At 53.6% G+C, this 18817-nt stretch carries 18 protein-coding genes and 1 pseudogene; 12 read left to right on the forward strand and 7 right to left on the reverse strand.

Annotation, left to right across the window (positions count from 1 at the left end; genetic code table 11):
- Positions 1-119: 119 nt before the first annotated feature.
- Together H9L05_RS11080 and H9L05_RS11085 are read right to left on the reverse strand one after the other, a co-directional pair.
- A complete protein-coding gene (locus tag H9L05_RS11080; RefSeq protein ID WP_187731060.1) occupies positions 120-707 on the reverse strand; it encodes a T9SS type A sorting domain-containing protein in 588 nt (195 codons plus the stop codon).
- A 286-nt stretch (positions 708-993) separates the two neighbouring features.
- Positions 994-1722, reverse strand: a complete 729-nt coding sequence (locus tag H9L05_RS11085; protein WP_223284367.1) for a biotin--[acetyl-CoA-carboxylase] ligase — start codon at positions 1720-1722, stop codon at positions 994-996.
- A 91-nt stretch (positions 1723-1813) separates the two neighbouring features.
- Here H9L05_RS11085 and rsfS point away from each other — a divergent pair, with 91 nt between their 5' ends.
- The gene (gene rsfS / locus H9L05_RS11090; protein ID WP_187309983.1) at positions 1814-2224 is read left to right on the forward strand and encodes a ribosome silencing factor; all 411 of its coding nucleotides are present in this window, start codon (positions 1814-1816) and stop codon (positions 2222-2224) included.
- 47 nt (positions 2225-2271) lie between these two features.
- A pseudogene (ftsH, locus tag H9L05_RS11095) lies at positions 2272-4379 on the forward strand (ATP-dependent zinc metalloprotease FtsH).
- A 70-nt stretch (positions 4380-4449) separates the two neighbouring features.
- On the opposite strand, the gene H9L05_RS11100 reads toward ftsH, so the two are convergent.
- Together H9L05_RS11100 and H9L05_RS11105 are read right to left on the reverse strand one after the other, a co-directional pair.
- The gene (locus H9L05_RS11100) at positions 4450-5535 is read right to left on the reverse strand and encodes a hypothetical protein (RefSeq protein ID WP_187731061.1); all 1086 of its coding nucleotides are present in this window, start codon (positions 5533-5535) and stop codon (positions 4450-4452) included.
- Between the two features lie 117 nt (positions 5536-5652).
- The gene (locus H9L05_RS11105) at positions 5653-6558 is read right to left on the reverse strand and encodes a sulfatase-like hydrolase/transferase (protein WP_223284368.1); all 906 of its coding nucleotides are present in this window, start codon (positions 6556-6558) and stop codon (positions 5653-5655) included.
- A 236-nt stretch (positions 6559-6794) separates the two neighbouring features.
- On the opposite strand from H9L05_RS11105, the gene H9L05_RS23565 reads away from it, so the two are divergent.
- From H9L05_RS23565 to H9L05_RS11135, 7 genes are all read left to right on the forward strand, one after another.
- Positions 6795-7028: a hypothetical protein gene (locus H9L05_RS23565; protein WP_223284369.1), complete on the forward strand. Its 234-nt coding sequence runs from the start codon at positions 6795-6797 to the stop codon at positions 7026-7028.
- Positions 7029-7063: 35 nt separating this feature from the next.
- Positions 7064-7447, forward strand: coding sequence for a LutC/YkgG family protein (locus H9L05_RS23570; RefSeq protein WP_223284941.1), 384 nt, complete (start codon positions 7064-7066; stop codon positions 7445-7447).
- Complete coding sequence (locus tag H9L05_RS11115) at positions 7422-8204, forward strand: UDP-2,3-diacylglucosamine diphosphatase (protein ID WP_187731062.1); 783 nt, start codon at positions 7422-7424, stop codon at positions 8202-8204. The genes H9L05_RS23570 and H9L05_RS11115 overlap by 26 nt, the downstream gene beginning before the upstream one ends.
- Positions 8164-9123, forward strand: a complete 960-nt coding sequence (locus tag H9L05_RS11120) for an NHL repeat-containing protein (RefSeq protein ID WP_187731063.1) — start codon at positions 8164-8166, stop codon at positions 9121-9123. Before H9L05_RS11115 ends, H9L05_RS11120 begins: the two co-directional genes overlap by 41 nt.
- 314 nt (positions 9124-9437) lie before the next feature.
- Positions 9438-10598, forward strand: a complete 1161-nt coding sequence (locus tag H9L05_RS11125; protein ID WP_187731064.1) for a zinc-dependent alcohol dehydrogenase — start codon at positions 9438-9440, stop codon at positions 10596-10598.
- Between the two features lie 394 nt (positions 10599-10992).
- Positions 10993-12912 (forward strand): S8 family serine peptidase, encoded by a 1920-nt coding sequence (locus H9L05_RS11130; protein ID WP_187731065.1) that lies wholly within the window; start codon positions 10993-10995, stop codon positions 12910-12912.
- 34 nt (positions 12913-12946) lie between these two features.
- Positions 12947-13462, forward strand: coding sequence for a T9SS type A sorting domain-containing protein (locus H9L05_RS11135; RefSeq protein ID WP_187731066.1), 516 nt, complete (start codon positions 12947-12949; stop codon positions 13460-13462).
- A 139-nt stretch (positions 13463-13601) separates the two neighbouring features.
- On the opposite strand, the gene H9L05_RS11140 is transcribed toward H9L05_RS11135, so the two are convergent.
- A complete protein-coding gene (locus tag H9L05_RS11140; protein ID WP_187731067.1) occupies positions 13602-14414 on the reverse strand; it encodes a M57 family metalloprotease in 813 nt (270 codons plus the stop codon).
- A 966-nt stretch (positions 14415-15380) separates the two neighbouring features.
- On the opposite strand from H9L05_RS11140, the gene ricT reads away from it, so the two are divergent.
- The gene (gene ricT, locus H9L05_RS11145; protein WP_223284370.1) at positions 15381-16976 is read left to right on the forward strand and encodes a PSP1 domain-containing protein; all 1596 of its coding nucleotides are present in this window, start codon (positions 15381-15383) and stop codon (positions 16974-16976) included.
- A gap of 29 nt (positions 16977-17005) precedes the next feature.
- The gene (locus H9L05_RS11150) at positions 17006-17458 is read left to right on the forward strand and encodes a gliding motility lipoprotein GldH (RefSeq protein ID WP_262892502.1); all 453 of its coding nucleotides are present in this window, start codon (positions 17006-17008) and stop codon (positions 17456-17458) included.
- A 187-nt stretch (positions 17459-17645) separates the two neighbouring features.
- Here H9L05_RS11150 and H9L05_RS11155 read toward each other — a convergent pair whose 3' ends face one another.
- Both H9L05_RS11155 and H9L05_RS11160 read right to left on the reverse strand, forming a co-directional pair.
- Positions 17646-17840: a cold-shock protein gene (locus H9L05_RS11155; RefSeq protein ID WP_084446316.1), complete on the reverse strand. Its 195-nt coding sequence runs from the start codon at positions 17838-17840 to the stop codon at positions 17646-17648.
- A 217-nt stretch (positions 17841-18057) separates the two neighbouring features.
- The gene (locus H9L05_RS11160) at positions 18058-18249 is read right to left on the reverse strand and encodes a cold-shock protein (protein WP_133271788.1); all 192 of its coding nucleotides are present in this window, start codon (positions 18247-18249) and stop codon (positions 18058-18060) included.
- Positions 18250-18536: 287 nt separating this feature from the next.
- On the opposite strand from H9L05_RS11160, the gene H9L05_RS11165 reads away from it, so the two are divergent.
- Entirely contained in the window at positions 18537-18761 is a 225-nt protein-coding gene (locus tag H9L05_RS11165; RefSeq protein ID WP_187731070.1) for a hypothetical protein, read from the forward strand.
- Positions 18762-18817 lie beyond the last annotated feature (56 nt).

Below are 18817 nucleotides of genomic sequence, written 5' to 3' on the forward strand. Positions count from 1 at the left end.
CGTTTTTGACGCATAAAAAAAGCAGCCGATGGGTTCGGCTGCTTTTTAGGATGTGTGAAGTGATATAAAAGAACGTCATACAGCGTACGGCATGACGACCAATTGTAAGATTGCCTAGCTTAATTCTGCAATACCAAACGCTTCGTGCTTACCACTTTGTCGTTTACGAGCAGACTGTAGAAGTACATGCCGGCTGGCAGGTCAGAGAGGTTCATGGCAATACCGGTGCTTGCCAAGTCGGGGCGGAGCGTCAGCGTACGCACTTCGCGGCCGATGATATTGCTGAGGCGGAACTTGTAGTCGGGGCCTGGGGCCTGCGAAAGGCTGACCACTACCATCCCACGTGCTGGATTAGGATATACGCTTAGCGTTGGAACGTTAACTCGTGCTTCCTGCACAGGCGCTGGCGCATTGCCGGAATTTGCGGCCGCCTGACCTTTAAGACTCGAGAATGGGCTGCGGAACGCAAAAATGGTTGGCGCAGGTACGTTGCTGAAAGGCGTATTCCGAAAAGTATTAGTAGAAAATTCTGTGCGCAGCGGAGTGGTCAGGCGGCTTGAGCGGCTGCCCAGCCCCATCTGATATTGTTGCGGGGCGTCATCACTTATCGGTGGCGGGTATTGGGGCGGATGCACCGTAGTGGCAACCGCCGAAAGCTGCGCCAGAAACAGCGTCAGCACTAATAATAAACGAGTAGAGATGATCATGGTGGTTGGCTCAAGTAAACTTGGTGCCGGGAGGCAACCAAGTAGATGTCGTAGTGTATTTAAGAAGCTTCTGGGCTTTATGCCGCCTAGTAAAACAAGCACCGTGCCTGCTTAAAAGGCGCCTATTAGCTCAGCAAATAGATACTTCCTTAGATGCAAAGGTTGCAAGAAGGTTTATTGTCCCATTAATTTATTTGAATGTACTTAAAAAATAAGATGTCACTATGTATTATAGATTAACAGCCAGTTTATCTAGACGAAAACCGTGCTTTTATCGACTTTGAATTTATTTCGATTGAAGATTAGGCAAGTATTTTATCTGTTGTAAACCGAAGGCCCGCTGTTGTCCAGCTATTTCCACAAGCAGCTGTCCGGCTTCATCTACACCTTGAATTCGGCCTGTTAGTGGTTGTCCGTCAACTTCATAAAGGCGAGGCTCCTGGTAGCGGTACAGCACCTGCAGATAAGCTCTGTGCAAAGCTGCAACCTGCCCGGCCCGTAGCTGCAAATAGCGTTTCTCCAGGCACTCCAGCAGCCGATTAGCCAGCGCGGGCAGTGCATATTGCCTGCCCGTAAGACCAGCCAAAGACGTAGCTGTAGGCACTGCAAATTCGCGCTGGTTTATATTTAAGCCAATACCTGCTATACTAGATTGAATTTTAGGGCCGCTTAGGGTGTTTTCAATTAAAATGCCCCCCAGCTTTTGCTCGCCGAAGAAAATATCGTTTGGCCACTTCACCCGAAGCGCGGGGTCGGGGCCGAGCAGACCACTAGCCCAGTCGTACACGGCTAGGGCTACGGCCTGACTAAGCTGAAACTGATCGGGGACGGCTAAGAACGTGGGGCGCCAGACGACCGACATCGTCAGGTTTTCGCCGGGCTGGGCTTCCCAGCGGTTGCCACGTTGGCCGCGGCCGGCGGTCTGTTTGTCGGTAATGACCACGCAGCCGTCGGTGGCGCGGTTTTGGCCAATTAAGCGCTGTGCCTCCGTGTTTGTAGAGGCACATTCGGGCAACCAGATTAGCTGTTGGCCCGTGAAGAGGGTTTGGGGGAAATAACCACCGCCTGATTTTCTTACTTTGTGATTTCAAACCTAACAATACCCTATGAAAAGTACCCTGGTTCGGCAAGATTCGGACAGTTTGGCAGATGTAGTCGTGCGCGGCATGCAGGAGAAAAAGGCAGTTGACATTGTAGTGCTAAACCTTAAGGAACTTAAGAACGCCGTTGCCGATTACTTCGTTATCTGCTCCGCTTCCTCCGACACCCAGCTTGATGCCATTGCCCGCTCAGTAGAAGAAGAAGTAGAAAAGATAACTGGTCAGAATCCTTGGCAAACCGAAGGACGGACCAACCGTGAGTGGGTTCTGCTGGACTACGTAGATGTAGTAGTGCACGTTTTTCTGCGCGACCGTCGTCAGTTCTACGCTCTGGAAGAGCTGTGGGGCGATGCGGATATAAAGTATTTAGAGGAGGAAAACGTCTCTGTTCCTAACACAGTGGGACCGAACAAATAGCGCAGGCGGCGTGTTCCGCCTTTGTCTTTCCCTGACATATCTCATTCATGCCTAATACAACACCCAAAAAGAAAAAGCCCATGCTACCGACGCCCACGCCGCGGCCGAGCATGCAGCTTTTGGTGCTGGGCGGGTTGGTATTGTTCATCTTCGCGATGTTCTATTTCAACCGCAGCAACTCTACCGTTGACATCAACCAGCAGAAGTTTGAACAAATGCTGCTTGCCGGTGACGTGCGCGACGTAACACTCGTGAACGACCGGGCCGTAGAGGTGACGCTGAAGCCGGAAGCCGCCAAAAGCGCTAAATACAACGATGAGTTGTCCCGCCGCGGACCGCTCACCCTCGAGCAAGGCCCACAGTTTGCCTTCCGGGTTGTGGATGGTAAAACCTTTAAAGAAGACCTTGATAAGATTCAGGCTAATCTGCCGCGCGAGCAGCAAGTAGGTCTGAATATCGACCAGCGCCAGGATGGCTACGGCTTACTGTCGAGCTGGGGTTTAATTATCCTTCTGATGGTTGGTTTCTGGTTCCTGATGCGTCGCATGAGCGGGGCAGGCGGACCTGGGGGGCAAATTTTCAACATCGGCAAGTCACGTGCAGCTCTCTTTGAGGGTGGCGACAAGGTGAAGATCACCTTTAAGGACGTGGCCGGTTTGGAAGAAGCCAAAGAGGAAGTAGAGGAAATCGTAGAGTTCTTGAGGAACCCGTCGAAATTCACTGTTCTGGGGGGCAAAATTCCGAAAGGCGCATTGCTTGTAGGCCCTCCCGGTACGGGTAAAACTCTCATGGCAAAAGCCGTAGCCGGTGAAGCCGACGTGCCTTTCTTCTCGCTGTCGGGTTCCGACTTCGTAGAGATGTTCGTGGGTGTAGGTGCTGCTCGCGTACGTGACTTGTTTAAGCAAGCCAAAGCTAAAGCTCCTTGTATCATCTTCATCGACGAGATTGACGCCATTGGTCGTAGCCGCAGCAGCGGAAAGATGCCCGGTGGCAACGATGAGCGTGAGAACACACTGAACTCGCTGCTGGTAGAAATGGATGGCTTCGGAACTGATTCCGGCGTTATCATCCTCGCAGCCACTAACCGCCCCGACACGCTTGACTCCGCTTTGCTGCGTCCCGGTCGTTTCGACCGTCAGATCAGCATTGACAAGCCCGATATTAATGGCCGCACCCAGATTTTCCAGGTGCATTTGAAGCCCTTGACCTTGGGTCCGGATGTGGATGCTCGTAAGCTTGCTGCGCAAACGCCTGGTTTTGCCGGCGCTGAAATAGCTAACGTCTGCAACGAAGCCGCCCTTATTGCCGCTCGCCGCGACAAGAAGATGGTAACGATGCAGGACTTCACTGATGCCGTTGACCGCGTGATTGGCGGTTTGGAGAAGAAGAACAAGATCATTTCGCCCAACGAAAAGCGCATTGTTGCTTACCACGAAGCTGGCCACGCCATTGCTGGCTGGTTCCTGGAGCACGCCGATCCGTTAGTGAAAGTGAGTATTGTACCGCGTGGCGTGGCTGCATTGGGTTACGCTCAATACCTTCCGCGCGAGCAGTTCTTATATAACACGGAGCAGCTCACCGACGAGATGTGCATGGCCCTTGGTGGTCGTGCCGCTGAGGATTTAGTGTTCGGCAAAATATCGACTGGTGCCCTCAGTGACTTGGAGCGTATTACCAAGATGGCCTACAGCATCGTGACCATGTATGGTATGAACGAGAAGCTGGGCAACATTTCCTTCTATGATTCGAAGGGCAGAATGAGTATGGTTTCAGCAAGCCGTATTCTGAGGCTACTTCCCAGATGATTGACGAGGAAGTACGCACCATCATCTCCGATGCTTATGAGCGCACGAAAGCGCTGCTCACCGACCGTCGCCATGAGTTGGAAATTGTAGCTAAAGAGTTGCTGGAAAAGGAAGTACTGCTGCAAGACGACTTAGAGCGTCTGGTAGGCAAACGTCCTTACGACACCCAGACCAGCTACCAGGCACATATGGCTGGCACCGACCGTAGCGAAACCCTGAGCGAGCGTAAAAATGAGCACCCTATTCCGCTCAGCGACGACCTGCCCGAAAGCAACCTGCCCGGCCTGGATTATGGCCCGGATGGGAGCAACGAAGGCCGTCAGGATACGCCTGTAGGAACCACATTATAAGAATGAGCAAATACAAAAAAGCCCCCCAGATGTGTATCTGGGGGCTTTTTGCGTCTAATTTCGAAAGGGATTACTCTAATCCTTTGACATTCGTGTACCGTTGGCCATTCCTGATTCCAGCACGCACAATGCTACGCTCAAAGTCTTTGGCGTTATTCAGCGTCTTATAAAAATCATCCAGATACCTGGTAGCGAACAGCTTCTCCTCCTGGTCTAGATAAGGACACGACAGATAAACATTATAAATAGCCGGTCTTCGGCTGTTAAACAGCTTAATAGCCTCTGCATACGTCTCCGGCGGAAAGTCGTAGCCCCGAAAAAGGCGCTGCCGCACCGACGTGATGCCAAGCTGCTCAGGAGGCACGGCGTATGGCGCCATCACGATACCACTGTAATCAAAATCATAAGCCACCGCGACGGGCTTTACCTGCTGATTTATGCTCAGCATGCGGATGTTGTGCCGGTAAGGCACCGACCAGTCCGTATTGCCTATCATATATTGAAAGAGCGCGAGCGTGGCCATGTCTTTCTGATTCATGTGTTCCATGCCGATGAAAAACTGCTTTGGAACCAGAGTCGCATCGTTGCGCGCGGCCATGGCTTTCGCCTCTTCCAGGAAGAAAGCGTAATGCACGTCGGCTCTGCCTTTACGTGCGTTATCCTTATAGGTGATACGGCAAAGTCTTACCCGAAAGCTCTTGTCGGTCAGTAGATTGTAGACCTTGTACACCAAATACTCCCGCAGCGTATAGGTGTCGCTCAGGCAATGCGTGATGAGTTTCAGCTCTTTTACCTGACCGAAAGGCGAACCCAATATGTCTGGCGGAAAGCTCACCAGCAATGGCGGAAAGCCACACACCGTAGGGTCTTTGCGCCGGTTTCCACGCACCTTCACCTGTACTGCCGTCGTTTTCAGGGCAGCCGCCGTGTCCCGATACGTAAGCAAAGCCGGATGAAAGCCAGGAGTAGGTCCGCGGTCCTTCAAAATATTCTGTAAGGGCAGCGCGAGCGTGAGTTCTACTATATCGTCTCGGGCAAAGAAGGGGTTTTCGCTGGCAGCAGCAGATACCTTTTCCTGATTACCGGCCGGTGCAGTTTGTGGCTGGTAATGCAGCAGGCTAAGGCTTGCTATAACCGATAAAATCCAGGCTATCACAGCGAAATGCCATCTTATAGCGAAGAAGAAGAAGCTGAATGGTGTGCCGAATGAAGTCGCAACTAGCTGTGCAGCAATTGCTTTTTTGTGTCGGAATACTCTGAATATAGCTGATTATCAGCGTTTAAACAAGCCTTGAATTACTTTTCCCTGGCTTTGTTCCAGAGGAAATCCTAGTAGATAAGCCACCGTAGACGGCACATCCGTTAGAGTGTATGTCTCGGTTAGCGTGCGGCCTCGCTTAAAGTCTGGCCCTAGGGCAAGCAAACTAATATGTCGGCACCCTTCGCAGTCATCTCCGTGGTCCACGAATCCTCCGTCGATACCATCGAGATGGCGGCCGTGGTCGTTGGTGATGAGTAGAGTCGTGGTGTTTCGGTATGCTCTGTTTTTTTGCAAAAAATCGTACAACTCGCCTACGTATTTATCATCGCGTGTAATACCTCGGAGGTAATTCTCCCAGTTAGCAGCGTGCGCGAAGCCATCGGGCTCCATAAAGTTGATAAGCACCAAGTTAGGCTTGTGCTGGGTCAGAATTCGCTTTGCGGCTACCAATGTCAGCGAATCGGCGCGGTAGCCGCTACCGGGGCCACTTATGCCGCAGTCGACGGAGGGCTGAAACTGGTCTTTCCATTCTGGGTTCAGGGTATTAGCTAATATGTGCAGCTTGTCTTTGCTGGTAATGAGCCAGGCCGCGGTGGCCGGTTTGCCGGTAGCTTTGCGCCAAACCTGAAATATGGAGGGCTGCTGCGGCAACTCCGCCTCAAAGTTGTCGATGGGCTGATTGATGCCCGTAGTGAGAGCCGTGTGGCCGGAGTTGGTGTAAGTGAAGCCGTTGTTGTAGAAGTTGGAAAAGAATACGCCGCGCGGCTTCAGTCGCGTCGCCATCTGAGGAATTATGCCGGGCGTGGCGCCCCAGGTTTCGGAATACCGGGGGCCGTCGATGACGACGATGATGACGTTTTTGGTGCGCAGGCCTTTCTTGGCGGGCGGGGGGCAAATGAGAAGAGGAGCAGCGCCCAAAAGAAAATAATATACCGCCGCCAGGTGCTGCCGGCTACAAAAGGGCTTCGTGGTGCACGCTTGATAAGGAGAGCCATGGCGTTTGCCTGAATAAGGAGCGTTTTTGCTTTCGATAATTCGGGGTAGGAAATTGAGTGTAGAGGCTATATAACTGGTAATCAATATATAAAATAATCGTCATTTGTCCAATATAGAATGCGGCGTTGCTTGGTTTGACTCTGCTACCTTTGCCTGTCATGTCTGAAACCTCCCGCGACCGTATGCTGCGCCGCATCCGTGAGGCGCTGCTGCAACCGGCGCCCCAGCCGGCTGCCCCCGATTTTTCCGCTCCGCTGCACCCTCCCCTGACCGATGATCTGGCTATTCACTTTGCTCAGAGCTTTGCCAGGGTCGGGGGGCTTTTTATTACTGTGAGTCCGAAGAACACTTTTTCGATCAGCTTTTCGTCTACAAAAAAGACAAGCAGCTGAACAACCTCTTCGTTTGGGAGCCGGAGTTGAAAAAGATGCTGCACGAAGGTGGCGTGGCGTTTAGCGGCGACGAAGCCGACTTTATCAAAAAAGCAGACGCGGGCCTTACCACCTGCGAAGCACTGGTGGCCCGCACGGGCAGCATCCTGGTAAGTGCCGCTTCGGCCGCCGGCCGCCGCCTGAGCATTTACCCTGATCAGCACCTGGTGCTGGCTCGCACGTCTCAGATTGTGCCCGACATCGGCGACGCGCTGGGGGTGGTGACCAAGCGCTACGGCGACCGGCTGCCTTCCATGATTTCGCTGACTACAGGCCCCAGCCGCACGGCTGATATTGAAAAAACGTTGGTGCTCGGGGCGCATGGTCCGCGCAGCCTCGTGTTGTTTTTGTTGGATGACGCCCCCCTTGCAACTACCTGACCTCGCGCTGCCGGCCGGCCGCAAGGTGTACTTCGCCTCCGACTTTCATCTCGGCGCCCCCGACGCCGCCAGCTCCGCCGCGCGCGAGCGCCGTATCGTGCGCTGGCTCGACACGGTGGCTCAGGACGCGGGGGCCATTTATCTGCTGGGCGACATCTTTGACTTCTGGTTTGAGTATCGCCATGCCGTGCCGCGTGGTTTTATCCGTTTGCAGGGCAAGCTGGCCGAGCTCACCGACGCGGGTCTGCCCGTCACCTTCTTCACCGGCAACCACGATATGTGGATGTTCGATTATTTTACCAAGGAGCTGAACATCCCCATTCTGCGCCACCCGGTAAGCCAGCGCATTGGCAATCAGCTGTTTCATATCGGACACGGCGACGGGCTTGGGCCCAAGGATCACACGTATAAAGTGCTCAAGCGCGTATTCGCTAGTCCCGTATCACAGTGGTTGTTTGCGCGTCTGCATCCGAATTTCGGAATCGGGTTGGCCAATAAATGGAGCCGCCGCAGCCGAATCCAGAACGCAGCCGCCGATGAAAAGTATTTTGGCGAAGACGAGTGGCTGCTGGTGTACTGCCGCGAAATAGAGCAGCGCCACCACCACGACTACTATGTTTTTGGCCACCGCCACCTGCCGCTCGATGTGCCCGTAGCGCCCGGCAGCCGCTATCTTAACCTAGGCGAGTGGGTCAATTATTGCTCTTATGCCGTGTATGACGGACACAATCTGGCCTTGCAACATTTTGAGCAGTAAGCGCTTGCTGGGGGGCAAATTTCTGGCTTTGCTCGCCGTATTACTGCTGACCACCTCTTTGCAGGCCCAGACCACAGCGCCTCGCGCGGGCTCCATTGTGCCGCCTTCCCGCACCGCCCCCGACTCGGTGAACAAAGGCAACATTGCCCCCCAGAGCACAGCCGCTTCTGCTGCCAACGGCTGGACGCTGGTTCGCACGATTAATCTGCGCCAGCCCGGCGCGGCTTCTTTGGATCGGCGCGGCAACCTGTATGTAGCTGATGGTCAGAATAATATTCATCAGTACGGTCCCGACGGTCAGCCGCTGAACGTGTACTCGCCGCCTCTGCCGGGTCACACCGCTCAGCTAGAAGCCTGGAACGTGTCCAAAATCATGGCTTTTTACGACGACCGTCAGGAAATACGCCTGCTCGATCGATTTTTGGCCCCTATCACCCAAATTCGCCTCGGCGACTATTTCGATGGCCTCGTTCGGGTGGCAACGCTAGCTCCCGATGATAAGCTCTGGTTGCTCGACGAAAGCGACCTGACGCTACGTCAGTTCGACCCCACGATCCAGCGTTTCGGCCAGACCACGCCCCTAGATCTGATTATCGGCCGCAGCAAGCCCGACTTCCGCTTCCTGCGGCAGTATCAGAACAACCTCTATTTGGTAGACCGCACCAGCGGCATCTTCGTGTTCGATAACCTGGGTAACTACCGCAAGAAGCTGCCCTTCAGCGGCTTAAGCGCGTTAGGCTTTCGTGGTGATGAGCTGTATTATCTGGCGGATGGGGTACTGCACTTCTTTCAACTCTATACGCTGGCCGAACGTAGGCAGACGCTACCAAAAGTAGAAGGTGGTACGAGCCAAGTGTTAGTAGGAGAAGGGTTTGCGTACCTTCTGACACCAACCGCTGTGTTGGTGTATAAGCTTTAAATCAAAGTTTTAGGGGGCAAATTCACAGGTCGTAGAGACGCAATATTTTGCGTCTGATGGTTGAACGACCGGCACCGCGCGCTTCTGCCCAAACAATGACCGCGACGATTAAGACGCGAACCGAGGGCAAAGCCAATACGCGTCTCAATGACCTTTCAGCCCTTGTGCTGAAAGGTTTTTTTGTGTCGTTTCCCGACGTTCACATATTCCTGTTGGAGCAACCTCAACGGCAGCCTGCCCGTTAAGCCTTCTAATACTCAGGCGCTTGCTGGCGCTTTCTGCTCTACTTATTTTTCCAACCAAACCCTATCACTATGAAAGCACTCGTGTATCACGGAATGAAAGATGTTCGCGTTGACAACGTGGAGGATCCCGAAATCGAAGACGCCCGCGACGCTATTATCCGCGTGACCAGTACCGCCATTTGTGGCTCTGACCTTCATATTTATAATGGCGGCATTCCCCAGCCCCGACCCATGGTTCTCGGCCACGAGTTTATGGGTATTGTAGAGGAAGTGGGCAAAGGCGTCGGCAACCTCAAGCGCGGCGACCGGGTAGTAGTGCCCTTCCCGATAGCGTGCGGTACCTGCTTCTTCTGTAATCACGAGCTGCCCGGCCACTGCGAGAATTCTAACCCCGATCATTATGGCCCCGAAGGCGGCGTAGCTACCGAAAAAGGCGGCGCTTTATTTGGCTACACCGATCTGTACGGTGGCTACAATGGTGGACAAGCCGAGTACGTGCGCGTGCCCTACGCCGATTTTGGCCCCCGGGTCATTCCCGATAGCCTGACTGATGAGCAGGCGCTATTTCTGACGGACATTTTCCCCACTGGCTATTCCGGTATTGACTGGGGCGAAGTGAAAGGCGGCGAGTTCGTGGTGATTTTTGGAGCTGGTCCGGTAGGTATTATGGCCGCCAAGTCGGCGTGGCTGCGTGGCGCGGCCCGCGTGCTGATTGTCGATCCGCTGGAATACCGCTTGGATAAAGCTCAGCAAACTGCCCACTGCGAAGCCCTCGTATGGCACGATCACAAGCAGGTGGTAGAAGTTATTCGCGAGCTGACGCAGGGCCGTGGGGCCGACGTGTGTGTGGAGGCCGTAGGCTTTGAGCCCGTACGTAACCTTGCCGACCGCGCGAAGGCTGTTATCAACTTTGAAAAAGGATCAATGAAAGTGCTGGAAGCGTGCATGAGCGGCGTACGCCGGGGTGGCATCGTGACCGTGCTGGGCGTCTATGGCTCGCCCTACGATAACTTTCCCCTGCATCAGTTCTTCGATAAGGGCATTACCCTTCGTGGAGGCCAAGCCCCGGCCCACAAGCACATCGATAAGCTACTCAAATACGTGGTCGACGGCAAAGTGCAACTCGATGATATCATCACCCATACGCTGCCGCTAAGCCAAGCAGCACACGGCTACGACATCTTCCGCAACAAGAAAGACAATTGTGTGAAGGTGGTGCTCAAACCATAACTGAGTACACTGTTTTCTCTCATAAAAGAAGCGCCCATCACTTGTGATGGGCGCTTCTTTTATGAAGGTAGGATCCTGCAAAAATCGGGTTTAGCAGGCAAGTAGAACGCTACAGTGTCGGCAGGATTCTACTTATATTTGGTCAAGGACATTAACCTTAAATCGGGCTGGGCCCGCAGCCAATCTATACGTTCAGTGCATGGGTAAAAACTACGAATCTAGCACGAACAGATTGGCAAGAAAAAGTGGGCTGTGGCTGTTGTGGCTATTGTATCTGCCTGGCATAAGCTGGGCGCAGGACCGCTTAGAGACTAGGTCTGCTCAGCAGTCAAAGTTAGCACCGCCGCTCAGGGATGCTGCGGCGCGGTCGGCTACTAAATCTTACCGCGTAAGCGTGCAGTCGGCCGCTGAGTTTCGCGCCTGGATGCACCAGGAAATGCCGTCTGTACGTGTGAGTCTGCATGCTGCGTCTGGCGGCGCTTATACGCTGAGTGGCGTAAATGCCACCTACTTAACCAGGTTACTTGCTTGCCCCTGGGTGACTTTCGTGGATGTGCCCAGCCGCCAAGCCCGCGAAGAACGCCCCCTGGACAACTCCGACTTAACCACCAATACCATCGCCCCGCTGCATGCTCGCTTTCCTGGCCTGACCGGGCTGGGCATGTTGGTATCGGTGAAGGAAAGGCCCTTTGATCCGGCTGACATTGATTTTCGGGGTAGAGTTGTGGCAGCAGAAGCAAGCGCGCAGGCAACATCGGCGCACGCTACAGCTATGGCTACGCTTATTGCGGGCGGTGGCAACTCAGCTCCATCCGGGAAAGGGGCCGCTTGGCAGGCCCGGCTAATCACCGCCGACTTTAGTGAGCTGATGCCGGATGATGGGGCACGATTAACCCAAACGGGGGTATCGGTTCAAAACCATTCGTACGGCGTCGCTATCGAGAACTACTATGGTCTGGAAACGCGTGCTTACGATGCGCATGCCACGCAGTTTTCGCAGTTGGTACACATCTTTTCCTCCGGCAATGATGGCGACAAAACCAGCCCCAGCGGGCGCTATGCCGGCTTAGCGGGAGTAGCCAACCTAACCGGGCAGTTCAAGATGTCGAAGAACACCCTGAGCGTGGGGGCCACTGATGGTCGCGGAAACGTGGTGCCGCTTAGCTCGCGTGGCCCGGCATACGATGGGCGCGTGAAGCCAGAGTTGGTAGCCTACGGCGCCGATGGCTCTTCCGATGCGGCCGCTTTAGTTTCGGGCATAAGTTTGCTGGTGCAGCAAGCCGGCAAAGAGCAGCTGGGGGGCATTTTGCCCCCCGCGTCGCTCGTAAAGGCGGTGCTGCTTAATAGCGCCAACGACACGGGTCGTCCGGCCATAGATTTTGAAAGCGGGTATGGGCAGGCCGACGCGCTGGGAGCAGTACAAACAATCCGCGAACGGCGCTTTTACACAAGCTCAGCCACGCAGAACACGGAGCGCGTATTCACGGTCATGGTGCCGGCTGGCAGCCCTGAACTGAAAATTACGCTGGCCTGGCACGATCCCGCCGCTGCCCCCAACGCAACGCAGGCTCTCATCAATGACCTCGATTTAGAGCTGCTTCGGCCCGCTACCAAGCAGCGGTGGAAACCGTGGGTATTGAGCCATTATCCTCGTCAGGATTCATTGGCTCTGCCCGCCCGCCGCCGCGCTGACCGCCTCAACAACGTAGAACAAATTACGGTAGCGGCACCAGCTGTGGGCGTGTATGAACTGCACGTACGGGGCTATTCGGTCCCCCAGGGACCGCAGGCCTTCAGCATTGCGTATGAGTTTGGTGAAACCGGTTTCGCTTGGCTTAATCCGCTTGTAGGCTCAATATTTACTCCAAGCGCCGCTCAGGAATTGCGCTGGCATTGGGCGGGCGCCGCCACCACAGCCCGCCTCGAATACCAGCCAGAAGGCAGTTCCAGTTGGCAGGTGATTCATCCGGGCTTCGAACTGAAAAGCGGATTTAGTACCTGGACTGTACCCAACATCGCCACGGCCGCTCAGCTGCGAATGGTAACACCAACCAGAACTTACCTTTCCGAAACGTTTGCCATTCATTCGCCTTTGAGCTTGCAGGTAGGGTATGCGTGTCCGGATGAAGCGCTGCTGCATTGGCCGGCTGTGCCCGGCGCTACCGAATACCAGCTTTACGGACTAAGTGCCACCAGACTGGAGCCCCTGCGCCGGATCCGGGATACGGTAGCGGTTCTGTCGGCAGCCGAGCTGCCGTTGCGGTATTTCGCCGTGGCGCCAGTGCTGGGGGCAAAATGGGGAGCGGAGCCCTAGTATAGAATACAGCCAGCAGGGTACGGGCTGCTATGTGCGCTCTTTCATTCCGCGCCAGGCCGTTACGGATACCGTGTTGCTGGACCTTGAAATTGGTACCGCTTATGGCTTAACGAGCCTGGAGCTGGAGCGCCAAGCCCCCGATGGCAGCTACGAAACTATACAGACCCTCGCGCCTGTGCAGGACTTACAGTTTGCCCTTACCGATCCGACGCCATATTCCGGCCTAAACCACTACCGCATCCGGCTGAACACGGCTGGGGGGCAAATTTTCTATAGCTCAATCGAAGCTGTACAGTATGCACGTACCGGGCAACTGCTGGCTTACCCCAATCCGGTGCAGGCGGGCGAACCGCTCCAACTCATTACGGGTACTACTGGCTCAATTCAAATTCAGCTCTATGACCTGCTGGGGCGCTTGGTGCGCGAAGCCACCGCTACCGGCACCATCAACCCACTTGATACCAGCGGTCTGCGCAGCGGTACCTACCTCGTGCGGGTAACACCCGAAAGCGGTCCTCAGATTACGCAGCGCATCCTGGTGCTCTAAAAGCCCGGTAACGGCAATGACCATGAAGGCAAAAAGCCCCGACTCCACTGGAGTCGGGGCTTTTTGTTGGCATCCGTTCAAGATACGTTTACTGATTGATGCGTACGGGCATCGATGCTAAGCCAGGGGGTGGGACCGGCTAGTACAGGTAGCGAAGCGCCGTACGGTCGTTGGTGTTGAAGTAGCGGTTAGCACCGGTGCCAATGCAAGCCAGCATCCACGAGTTTGGGTCAGCGCCGCTTGGAGTGCCGGGAATAAGAATAGCGCCTACCGTGCTGGCTCCTTCGTTGGTGTACTGACCACCGCAGCTATAGCTCCGATCCATGTAGTCGGTGTGGCGGAAACCGATGCAGTGACCAACTTCGTGGGCCAGAATAGTAGCCAGGTAGTTTGTATTAGGGCTAGAGCCAATAGCGCCCACGTTTACCTGTACGCGGTTGTAAGCGTTGCCACCCGATGGGAAGCCAGCGGAAGCCAGGTAAGTAGAGCCGCTAGGCGCAGCAGTCATCAGGATGCCATAGTTAGACGATACGCGCTGGAAGCGAATCAGCAAGCCCTCTGCATTATAACGACGAATGGCTTCATCGACGGCTGCTACATACGTGGAAGGCAAGCTGGTAGAAACGGCGATGCCAATCGTGCGGCCCGAGCCAACGCTCACCAGGTTGCTGGTGCGATACTGCTCTTCTTCGCCCACACGCAGCATTTTGTAATCGGGCTTGCTGTTCAGATCAGCTTCTGAGAGCAGAATATCGCCCTCTACCAGGTAGCCGTCTTCTACGCGCTTGGCATTCTGGGTGCTGAGGCCCAGATCCTGGATTTTGGATTTAACTTCTGCTGAAATTTCATCTTTAGCAACTACTTGGTTACCATCTTCTTTTTGGCAAGAAGAAAGGGCGAGTACCGAGCAGGCAAGCAGGGTAAGCGAAGAGAGGTAATTTTGGATTTTCATACAGAACTGATTTGATTTTGGGTGAAAATGGGTGGGAAAATGAACGGAGGCGGTATGCGGGAAATGTTCTAAAAATTCAAAAAAGACAGATTGTGACTTTGCACAGAAACTCCCGGCTGCTTTCCGCAAGCGAAAAAACACGTTTTAAAGCCAGAAAATAGATAGCCAGGTAGCCTAGTGAAGGCTATAGCCAGGAAAGCAGTATGACCAAACAGTGCTTAAGCAACTGCTATTAGCGTCATACAAGCAGGAAAAGCGGGAATGGGAGGCACTGGGGGCGAAGTTGGCCTTCGCGCCAAAGGGCGAGGTTCACTTGTAGCCTAAGTGGCAAGCAAGATGAACATACAATGTGCGGGCGGCTCGGCCGAACTGAGGCAAAGCGTTGAGCAGGAGTGATAAGTAAAAGTGGGCCCATAGTACACCGTGTATCGGACGAGGAGTTTCGTGCGATGGTACTGTTGCCGGAAAGGTGTGGGGTAGAGGGGGCGGGGAGAATCAGAATAATCTAATTCTGGGTGTTTGTACGAATATATATAAATAAGGTGATGCTTTTAATAAAGAAAATTTGAAAATAATCACTGTAATATCATATGTGTCTGATAATCTGTAAGATTATTTTATAAAAAAAGTGTTAAAAGTATAAAAGCCCTTGTCTTCAATCAGGGTTTAGCAGAGTAAATAGTAAACTTTGATTTTTAGAGGTATAAGCTGAGCAGTAGTCCGACGACTTTTACCTGTCTTAGCCTATCATTTATTGGCTGCCGTCTGGAGCAAAGTGGACATTTCTTCTGATTGATAGGAATGATATGGAACTCTAGTTGTTAGGGGCATTGATAGCAGATAGGTTATTTTCTTCTGGATTGAGCCTGCTCATAGGTCCGGAAGCACGCCTTCTAAATGACTATCTTTGTTCATAATGGTTTTCGTGCGGATTTTATTGCCGCCTCACTATATATACTTCAAGCCGTGGCTTGCACTTCATGTTCCTCCGGTGGGGGCTGTTCTACAACTGCTAAGGGCTGCGGCTCAAAAGGCAGCTGTAGCTCTGGCTGTACCCGCCTCAACGTATTCGACTGGCTTCAGGACGTAGCCCTGCCCAGCGACTTTAAAGAGTTCGACATTGTGGAAATCCGCTTTAAAGGCGGCCGCAAAGAATTCTACCGCAATAAAACCCGCTTGCCTTTGGTAACCGGCGACGCCGTTGTAGTAGAAGCTGCCGGCAACGGCTGGCATCTGGGCCATGTGTCGCTGAAAGGCGAGTTGGTGCGCCTGCAAATGCGCAAGAAAAAGGCTGAGGCAGAAGCCAAAGACATGCGCAACATTCTGCGGGTAGCTACCGAGCAGGACGAGGAGCGCTGGCAAGCCGTGCGCGACCTCGAAACGGGCACCATGTTCCGAGCGCGCTCGGTAGTGGAAGAGCTGCGCCTCAAAATGAAGCTGTCGGATGTGGAGTACCAGGCCGACCGCACCCGCGCGACTTTCTTCTACTCCGCCGAAGACCGCGTCGATTTCCGCGACCTGATTCGTCGCCTAGCTGACGAGTTTCGTGTGCGCGTTGATATGCGCCAGATTTCGCTGCGCCACGAGGCTGGCCGTCTGGGGGGCATTGGCTCCTGCGGCCGCGAGCTGTGCTGCTCTACCTGGCTCACCGATTTTAAGAGTGTGAGTACGACGGCGGCCCGCTACCAGAACCTGAGCTTAAACCCCGCCAAGCTTTCGGGCCAATGCGGACGCCTCAAGTGCTGCCTGAACTACGAACTCGATACCTACCTCGACGCTCTCAAAGATATTCCGCAGGTGCAGCGCCCCTTGCTGACGGAAAAAGGGGAGGCGTTTTTGCAAAAGACGGACATATTCAAAAAAAGAATGTGGTTTGCTCTGCGCGGGGACAATAACTGGGTGATGCTAGACGCAGAGCGCGTGCGCGAAATTCAGGATATGAATAAGCGCGGCGAAAAGCCCGAAAACTTACTGCCACCCGTTCGGGAGGAGGAGCGCGCGCCTGAGGTTTCGGCCCACGTGGAAGGTAACCTCGACCGCCTCGACGACAAGATAAAAGGCGGTAAGCGCCCCAAGCGTCGGAAAAAGAAAGAAGGTGCGGAAGCAAGTGCCCCTGTTGCTGCGCCCGCCCGCACCGCCGTTTCCAAATCGGATCCTGACGCTTCCAGCGGCATTGAAGTGCCCGCAGCTGCTCCCTCCGACGAGGCTCGTCGGCCTAGAGGAGCCGCCGCCCGGCCTCTCAATCGGCGCAATAATCGCTCTCGTTCCGAAGGCGGCCGCTCAAGCGAACCACGCGCCGACAACAAGCGCCCAGAGGCTACTCCCCGGCCCGAAGGCAGCGTTGCCGCGCCGCGCCCCCCGCGTGGCGAAAATCGCCCCCCACGCGAAGGAAACGGACGCCCTGCCGGTGATGCTCCCAATCGCGACGCTCAGGCTAATCGGGAGGCTAGTACCAACCGTACCGGCCGCGAAAATCGCCCCCCACGACGCGGCCCGCGTCCGCCACGCCCAGGCGGTGGCGAAGGCAATACCGGTACATCTGCTACGCCCTCAGCTTCTTAAGTATGTGTTTGTTACTCCGACTGTGGCCGGTGCTCTCTTTATTACTGCTGGCTGCCTGCGACCAGAATCAAGTATTTGAGAAGAATGCCGACTTCGACAGCTATACCTGGACTGTACAGGAAAAGCCTGCGTTCGAGTTTGAAATTCAAGACACTACCCAGCGTTACAACATTAGCTTTAATGTCCGCAACGCTTCCATGTACGGCTATTATAATCTGTATGTGAAGCACCAGCTATTCGGGCCCGATGGCAAACCGATATCAGCGCTGCTACACCAGATGATTCTTATGGACCCCCAAACGGGCGAACCTCGCGGCAAAGGAACCGGTGATATTTATGATCATCAGTTTGTGGCGCTGCGCAACCAGCAGTTTCGGCAACCCGGCACGTATAAAATCGTGCTCGAGCAGTACATGCGCCAAGACCAGCTGCCCGGCATCATGGCTGTAGGAGTGCGTGTAGCCAAGGCGGAAAATAAGTAAGCCTACAATTGCTAATAAAAAAGCCCCCAGAATATTCTGGGGGGCTTTTTTATTAGCAATTCAGAAAGCTATGACACAATAGTTATGATTAGCAAGGATTCAACTAGTAGAAGCAAGCCACAAAAAAATCCCGTCTCAGCAAGAGCTAAGACGGGATTCAGAGTGCAGCGTTAGCTGTCCGAAAGGACTATTGTACGATGCGCACGTTTACGGCATTCAGGCCTTTTTTGCCTTGCTGAACCTCAAACTCTACGCGGTCAGTATCGCGGACGGGCTGCATAAGGCCGGTAGCGTGAACGAAGATATCTTCGCCGCCGCCGTCGGGGGTGATGAAGCCAAATCCTTTGGTTTCATTGAAAAATTTTACGATACCGGTGCTCATAATAAAAAAATGTGGTGAAGAATGGGGTAAAGATAGCGTTAATTCCGGTTTGTAGAAGTTAAGCTCCCTCATATCATCATTAGGGAGCTTAAAAAGCGTTTCAAAACAGGAGCTAACCTATTTGCAGGGCGTTTTTAAACGATGAAAAGCGAGAAAAAAATAATTGCTTCGGCCTCAATAAGAAAGAACTATGTGGTTGAAAGCAACTGAGGTGACACTAGATGCGCTCAACCTTCACCGCGTTCAAGCCTTTCTTACCTTCAATTATATCAAATGATACCCGATCATTTTCGCGAATTTCGTGAATCAGGCCCGTCTGGTGCACGAATATTTCCTGATTGTCCTCGTCCTGAACAATAAAGCCGAAGCCTTTCGACTCATTAAAAAATTTTACTTTGCCCGTTTTCATTGACTGATACTAACTAGGGTTGTAGGTTAAATAGTTACCAAAATTAAAGCTATTTTCTGATCACTGTCACTAGTTGAGTTGAGAAATAGCCGGGAAAGCGGAGCTTTAAAAGCCTGTTTGGGGAGTATAGGGCTACTAATACAGGGGAGCGATGACTGCTTTTATCACGCCATATGGTAGCGGTAGCGGGTTTTACTGCCTGTTCGCTCGAATCAACTCTGTGCTAGCGGGCGCGTATAGTTATTAGTAGCATCGCCCTTGTTTTTTCATCTTAAATAGTCTGCCCCATGAAAAACGAACCTAGAAATCAGAACGAGAATACGACTCCTGAAGGCCTTTATACTGATTCGCACGCCGCTGCATCGAGCGAATCGTTGGCTGCCTCGGAAATGAGTGTAGGGAAAGGCGCCGTAACGGGCGAAGAAGGGAAGGAAGAAAACAAAGAAGCCAACCCCTTAGTAATGGGGCAAAACCCCGATAGAGAACGGCTTTCGGGAAACCGGTCCAACTAAACTGCCAAGAAAGCGGGGCGCTGACCTCAACAACTCAACGCCTCTTGCTACCAGAG

It is taken from the genome of Hymenobacter qilianensis, assembly GCF_014489555.1.
GTDB lineage: Bacteria > Bacteroidota > Bacteroidia > Cytophagales > Hymenobacteraceae > Hymenobacter > Hymenobacter qilianensis.

Excerpts from the sequence above, each read along its gene's own strand:
- H9L05_RS11080 (WP_187731060.1), bottom strand. The coding sequence starts at position 707 with ATGATCATCTCTACTCGTTTATTATTAGTGCTGACGCTGTTTCTGGCG.
- rsfS (WP_187309983.1), top strand. The coding sequence starts at position 1,814 with ATGAAAAGTACCCTGGTTCGGCAAGATTCGGACAGTTTGGCAGATGTA.
- H9L05_RS23565 (WP_223284369.1), top strand. The coding sequence starts at position 6,795 with ATGTCTGAAACCTCCCGCGACCGTATGCTGCGCCGCATCCGTGAGGCG.
- H9L05_RS23570 (WP_223284941.1), top strand. The coding sequence starts at position 7,064 with ATGCTGCACGAAGGTGGCGTGGCGTTTAGCGGCGACGAAGCCGACTTT.
- H9L05_RS11115 (WP_187731062.1), top strand. The coding sequence starts at position 7,422 with ATGACGCCCCCCTTGCAACTACCTGACCTCGCGCTGCCGGCCGGCCGC.
- H9L05_RS11120 (WP_187731063.1), top strand. The coding sequence starts at position 8,164 with ATGACGGACACAATCTGGCCTTGCAACATTTTGAGCAGTAAGCGCTTG.
- H9L05_RS11125 (WP_187731064.1), top strand. The coding sequence starts at position 9,438 with ATGAAAGCACTCGTGTATCACGGAATGAAAGATGTTCGCGTTGACAAC.
- H9L05_RS11140 (WP_187731067.1), bottom strand. The coding sequence starts at position 14,414 with ATGAAAATCCAAAATTACCTCTCTTCGCTTACCCTGCTTGCCTGCTCG.
- H9L05_RS11155 (WP_084446316.1), bottom strand. The coding sequence starts at position 17,840 with ATGAGCACCGGTATCGTAAAATTTTTCAATGAAACCAAAGGATTTGGC.
- H9L05_RS11160 (WP_133271788.1), bottom strand. The coding sequence starts at position 18,249 with ATGAAAACGGGCAAAGTAAAATTTTTTAATGAGTCGAAAGGCTTCGGC.
- H9L05_RS11165 (WP_187731070.1), top strand. The coding sequence starts at position 18,537 with ATGAAAAACGAACCTAGAAATCAGAACGAGAATACGACTCCTGAAGGC.